Origin of the sequence: Intrasporangium chromatireducens Q5-1 (assembly GCF_000576575.1) — a bacterium.
Classification (GTDB): domain Bacteria; phylum Actinomycetota; class Actinomycetes; order Actinomycetales; family Dermatophilaceae; genus Intrasporangium_A; species Intrasporangium_A chromatireducens.
Window position 1 is genome coordinate 1 of sequence record NZ_AWQS01000246.1, and the last position, 5,440, is coordinate 5,440.

Genomic DNA, 5,440 nt, shown 5'->3' on the forward strand with positions numbered 1-5,440 from the left:
TCGTGCGGGCGGGGCTCATGCAGAGTGCTCCTTGACGGTGGGGGTGGGCTCGGTGTCGGGGACTGTCGGGGGCTCCGGGTTGGCGCCCTTCTTCTCCGCCTGGGGTGGCTTCGGCGCCTCGGAGAGCGGCTCGACCGGCAGGCACAGCTCGATCTCGGTGCCGTCGCTGCGGCGGCGGATCTTCGCCGTGCCGCCGTGCCGTTCCATCCGACCGATGATCGACTCGCGCACGCCGGCCCGGTCCGCGGCCACGTCGTCGAGGTCGAAGCCGGCGCCGTGGTCACGCACGAACGCCTCGACCCGCTTCGGCCCGACCTCCACATAGGCGGTGACGGGTGGGCTCGCATGCCGCACCGCGTTCCAGGCGGCCTCTCGGACCGCCTTGACGAGGGCCTCGAGGTGGGGGTCCATCGGCCGGTCGCCGGTGACGACGAGCTCGACGGGCACGCCGTGCAGGTCCTCGACCTCGTCGAGTGCGGCAGTGAGCGCGGCCCCCAGCGTGCCGGCCCGGGCATCCTCGTCGTAGAGGTAGGACCGCAGCTGCCGCTCCTGGGCGCGGGCGAGGCGCGCGACCATCCCGGCGTCGTGCGACTGTCGTTGGATGAGGGCGAGGGTCTGCAGGACCGAGTCGTGCAGATGGGCGGCGATGTCGGCTCGCTCGGTGGCCCGGATGCGGGCGGCCTGCTCCTCGCGCAGGTTGCTCCACAGGCGCAGGATCCACGGCGCGGACAGCACGGCGAGGCCGACGAGCGCGGCGAGCACAGCGCCGGCGACCTGCCACAGGTCGCCGAGGCTCGTGCCGCGGGCGAGCAGGCCGACGAGGCCGAGCGTGACGAGGCAGAGCCCGATGACGAGCCAGATCCAGCGCACCGGCCGCCGGGACCCGCCGGGCTCGGAGTCGTCGAGCTAGGACCAGAAGAACACGGCACCGATGCCGATGGCGACGACCGGCAGGACGACCTCGGGGTGCACGTTGACCCCGGCGCTGCCGAGCCACATCGCGCCGGCCGCCACGAGCACCGCGATCCCGAGCACCGCGAGTAGGACCGCCTGGTTACCGCTGCGGATCCAGGCCCGGACGGCGCCGGGGGACAGCGGGGCGGAGCCGCCTGCCCTCGCGGTCGCGCCGAGCTCGGGGTCACCCGGCGCCGCGTTGCGCATCGTGGCCCAGAGGAAGACATAGACGGTGAGGCCCGCGGCAAACGGCATGGACGTCAGCACGAAGATGATCCGCACGACCTTGACGGGCACGCCGAGGTGGTTGGCGAGCCCGATCGCGACGCCACCGATGACCCGACCCGACCTGGGACGGACCAGTGGTGGCCGCGGCGCCCCGCGGGGTGCCGGCGGGGGCGCGGCGCCGGGGGGCCGTTGTGCCGTGTCCATGTGCTCATCCTCGCCCACGCCGGCCGCGCTGACGACCACCGCGGCCCGGTTTGGGGGTCCGGTCAGGGTCGGTTCAGGGTCGACCCTCATGGCTGGGCCCGGCCGGAGCCGACACTCTGGTGCCATGACGAAGAAGACCTCATCCCACGGCCTCGACGGCTTCTACGAGGCGCTGCGCCGGCCGGGCATCACCAGGACGAGCGACGGCCGCTGGTTCGCCGGTGTCGCGGCGGGCATCGCCCGTCGGCTCGGCGTCGACCCGCTCGTCGTCCGGGCCGGCTTCATCCTCTTCGGGCTGTTCTTCGGGATGGGGATCGCCCTCTACCTCGTCGCGTGGCTGCTCATGCCGGACGAGCGGGGCAAGCTGCCGATCGAGGCGGCCCTCAAGTACGGCGACGGCGGCTCGATCTTCCTGCTCGTCATCGCCGGGCTCTCGCTCTTCGGCGGCGGCCCGTGGTGGAACAACGACTGGAACGGGTTCCGCTTCATCGGCTTCGCCGGACTCGCCGTGGCCGCCTGGTGGTTCATGACCCAGACCGACACCGGCCGCGACCTGATGCGGTCGCGGCCCCGTCCGGGTGCGCGGTCGTATGACCCGGCTGGTCCGCACGACATGACGGCCCCGGCCCCGCCGACCAGCGCCTCGACGAGTGCCGCCCCCGCAGCGTCGACCGGTGTCTCGACGGGCAACGCGGCGGCCGCTGCGGGCGCCACCTTCTCGGGGCCCAGCCCCGCGCCCGAGCCGGCGCCCGTGTGGACCCCGAGCCCAGCGGCATACGGTGAGCCCCGCGTGCGGGTCCGCGGCATCGGCTTCGCGGCAGGCATGCTGATCCTCGGCCTCGCCACGGTGGCCGGAGCGGTCGTTCTCAGCGTCGCAGACTCCGTCGGCTGGCGCGGCAGCCACGTCGGCGCGGCCTTCGCCGCGGCCCTCGGGGTGCTCGGTCTCGGCCTCGTCGTCGCCGGCCTCATGGGGCGCAAGACCGGCTGGCTCACCACCTTCGCCGTGCTCGGGATCGCCGGGACGCTGATGACGCTGGTGACCCCCAAGGGCATGACGGTGCCCTTCCACGTCGGCGACGCCCGCTACACCGTGACGACGCTGACGCCGAACGCCCACTACCAGAACGGCATCGGCAACCTCCGTGTCGACCTCGCCGGTGCCGACCACGCGGCGACGCCGGGCCCGGACACCGTCAACGTCGTGCTCGGCCTCGGGGAGCTGGACCTCGTGGTCCCGCAGGACGCGAGCGTCGTCGTCCACGCCAAGGCCAAGGCCGGCGAGCTGCGGGCAGCGGGGGCGAATGAGTCGAACACCGGCGGGTCCGGCAGCAAGCAGTTCACCTTCGACGGCACCGGCTGGACCGAGACCGTGACCTACGGCGCGGCCAAGGACCAGCCCGACCTGGTCGTCAACGCCGAGGTCGGCGCCGGCCAGATCAACATCACCACGGGGAGCGCGTCATGAGCGACCACACCACAGACCCCGGGGCCAACCGCCCCGACGAGCGGACGGACACCACGATGGACCAGAGCCAGCAGCATCCTGATGACACCACCGTGATCGGTGACCCGACCCGGGCGATCCCCGAGCCGCCCTTCCGGGTGGAGCCGCAGAACCCCGTCCCGGACGACGTCGTCGCATCGGGCAGCGTCGGCTCCGAGGCGTCGTCCGCGCCAGCCGGGCCCCCCGCGCCCGACCCGGCGAGCCGGCGGCCCGACCCCGAGCCGTACCGTCCGCCGCTCGTGACGATCCAGAAGGGCCCCCGCCCCGGAACGGTGATGCTCGGACTGCTCGCCCTCGTGGTGGCGGCCTACGTCATGGTCACCAACCTGACCGGCGCCGAGGTCGACCTCGGCCGGATGGGCCCTTCGCTCGTCGGTGGACTGGGCGTCCTGCTCCTGCTCGTCGGCCTGACGGGAGTCCTGCTCGGCCGGCGCCGCTGAGCCGACCGAGACGAGAGGGTATGCCGCTCAGCTGGCCCAGCTGGGCGGCATACCTCTGTCTCGTGGTTAGGCTTTGGCGAGCCCACCCCGACAGGAGAACGACGTGACACTGAAGTCCGGCATCGACCTCGCCAACCTCGACCCGTCGACGCGTCCGCAGGACGACCTCTTCCGGTTCGTCAACGGCACCTGGCTCGACACGACGGAGATCCCGGGCGACCGTGCACGGTTCGGCACCTTCGACATCCTCCGCGAGGAGTCGACGCGGCGGGTGCGCGACCTCATCGAGGAGGCGGCGGCTGACACCGACGCCCCGGCCGGCTCACCGAGCCGTCAGGTCGGTGACCTCTATGCCAGCTTCATGGACACGGACCGGGTCGAGGAGCTCGGCCTCGCCCCGCTGCAGCCGCTCCTGGCGGAGGTCGCGGCGATCGACTCGGTCGAGGCGCTGGCAGCTGCTCTGGGCCGGCTGCGCCGGGCCGGGGTGGCCGGGCTCGTGCAGGAGTACGTCGCCCCCGACGAGCGCTCGCCGGAGGACTACGTCGTCTACCTCGAGCAGGGCGGTCTGGGCCTGCCCGACGAGTCGTACTACCGCGAGGAGAAGTACGCCGGGATCCGGGAGAAGTACGTCGCCCACATCGGGCGGATGCTCGAGCTCGCAGGGGTCCCGGAGGGTCAGGACAAGGCCGTGCGCATCATGGCCCTCGAGACGCGGCTCGCCGCGTCGCACTGGGACAACGTCACGAACCGCGACGCGATCAAGACCTACAACGCGCGCACTCGGGCGGAGCTGGACACGATGGCGCCGGACTACCCCTGGGGCCGTTGGCTTGCCGCGCTCGAGGCGCCCGACGACGCGCTCGCCAAGGTCGTCGTCCGGCAGCCGAGCTTCGTCGAGTCGCTTGGGGACGCCCTGGGGGCGGGTGACCTCGACGACTGGCGTGCCTGGCTGACGTGGCACGTCATCTCCGAGCTCGCGCCGCTGCTGCCGCAGGCACTCGTCGACGAGGACTTCGACTTCTACGGGCGCACCCTCTCCGGCCAGCCGGAGAACAAGGAACGGTGGAAGCGCGGCGTCGCCGTCGTCGAGGAGGCGATCGGCGAGGCGGTCGGGCGGCTCTACGTCGCCAAGTGGTTCCCGCCCGAGGCCAAGGACCGGATGCAGCAGCTCGTCGCCAACCTCGTCGAGGCGTTCCGTCGCTCGTTCGGCTCGCTCGAGTGGATGAGCCCCGAGAGCCGCGCCGAGGCCGTCGCCAAGCTCGACCAGTTCACCCCGAAGATCGGCTACCCGGACGAGTGGCGCGACTACTCATCGATCGAGATCGTGCCGGACGACCTGGTCGGGAACGTCTGCCGGGCAACGGCCTTCGAGGTCGACCGCAACTTCGCCAAGCTCGGCAAACCGATCGACCGGGGCGAGTGGTTCATGCTGCCCCAGACGGTCAACGCCTACTACATGCCGTCGATGAACGAGATCGTCTTTCCGGCGGCGATCCTCCAGCCACCCTTCTTCGACCTCGAGGCCGACGACGCGGTCAACTACGGCGGGATCGGCGCCGTCATCGGTCACGAGCTCGGGCACGGGTTCGACGACCAGGGCTCCCGCTACGACGGCACCGGGGCGCTGCGTGACTGGTGGACCGAGGACGACCGCAAGCGGTTCGACGCGCTCGCCCAGCGGCTCATCGGGCAGTTCGACACCTACGTGCCGCACGGCCTGGACGACTCGCACCATGTCAACGGTGCGCTCACCGTGGGTGAGAACATCGGCGACCTCGGCGGTCTGCAGATCGGGTATGCGGCCTACCGGATCGCGACCGAGGAGACCGGGATGCCGGAGATCGACGGCTACACCGGGCCGCAGCGGTTCTTCATGGGCTGGGCCCAGGTGTGGAAGGGCAAGGCCCGCCCCGAGGAGGCGGTCCGGCTGCTCGCCATCGACCCGCACTCGCCCCAGGAGTTCCGGGGCAATGCCGTGCGCAACGTCACCGAGTTCCACGAGGCGTTCCGCGTGACGGCGGACGACGACCTGTGGCTGCCGGACGAGGAGCGGGTCCGGATCTTCTAGGGATACCCCACCGATCGAGAGCACGATCCCGACGATCGAGAG

5 protein-coding genes are annotated in these 5,440 nt (G+C 71.8%); 3 read left to right on the forward strand and 2 right to left on the reverse strand.

The features are described from left to right. Positions 1–15: 15 nt before the first annotated feature. Together N864_RS26130 and N864_RS26135 are read right to left on the reverse strand one after the other, a co-directional pair. The gene (locus N864_RS26130; RefSeq protein ID WP_051518791.1) at positions 16–870 is read right to left on the reverse strand and encodes a sensor histidine kinase; all 855 of its coding nucleotides are present in this window, start codon (positions 868–870) and stop codon (positions 16–18) included. A 36-nt stretch (positions 871–906) separates the two neighbouring features. Further along, positions 907–1,386 (reverse strand): PspC domain-containing protein, encoded by a 480-nt coding sequence (locus N864_RS26135; protein ID WP_240474402.1) that lies wholly within the window; start codon positions 1,384–1,386, stop codon positions 907–909. A gap of 124 nt (positions 1,387–1,510) precedes the next feature. On the opposite strand from N864_RS26135, the gene N864_RS18725 reads away from it, so the two are divergent. The 3 genes from N864_RS18725 to N864_RS18735 all read left to right on the forward strand — a co-directional run bounded on the left by N864_RS18725 (position 1,511) and on the right by N864_RS18735 (position 5,398). Beyond that, on the forward strand, positions 1,511–2,851 hold the full coding sequence (locus N864_RS18725) for a PspC domain-containing protein (RefSeq protein ID WP_034720723.1): 1,341 nt from the start codon (positions 1,511–1,513) through the stop codon (positions 2,849–2,851). Next, positions 2,848–3,330 (forward strand): hypothetical protein, encoded by a 483-nt coding sequence (locus N864_RS18730; protein ID WP_034720726.1) that lies wholly within the window; start codon positions 2,848–2,850, stop codon positions 3,328–3,330. Before N864_RS18725 ends, N864_RS18730 begins: the two co-directional genes overlap by 4 nt. A 103-nt stretch (positions 3,331–3,433) precedes the next feature. Continuing rightward, the gene (locus N864_RS18735) at positions 3,434–5,398 is read left to right on the forward strand and encodes a M13 family metallopeptidase (RefSeq protein ID WP_081794034.1); all 1,965 of its coding nucleotides are present in this window, start codon (positions 3,434–3,436) and stop codon (positions 5,396–5,398) included. The last annotated feature ends 42 nt before the right edge of the window (positions 5,399–5,440 follow it).

What these genes read in the sequence shown, in the direction of transcription:
- N864_RS26135 (WP_240474402.1), bottom strand. Translation starts at nt 1,386, where the DNA reads ATGGACACGGCACAACGGCCCCCCGGCGCCGCGCCCCCGCCGGCACCC.
- N864_RS18725 (WP_034720723.1), top strand. Translation starts at nt 1,511, where the DNA reads ATGACGAAGAAGACCTCATCCCACGGCCTCGACGGCTTCTACGAGGCG.
- N864_RS18730 (WP_034720726.1), top strand. Translation starts at nt 2,848, where the DNA reads ATGAGCGACCACACCACAGACCCCGGGGCCAACCGCCCCGACGAGCGG.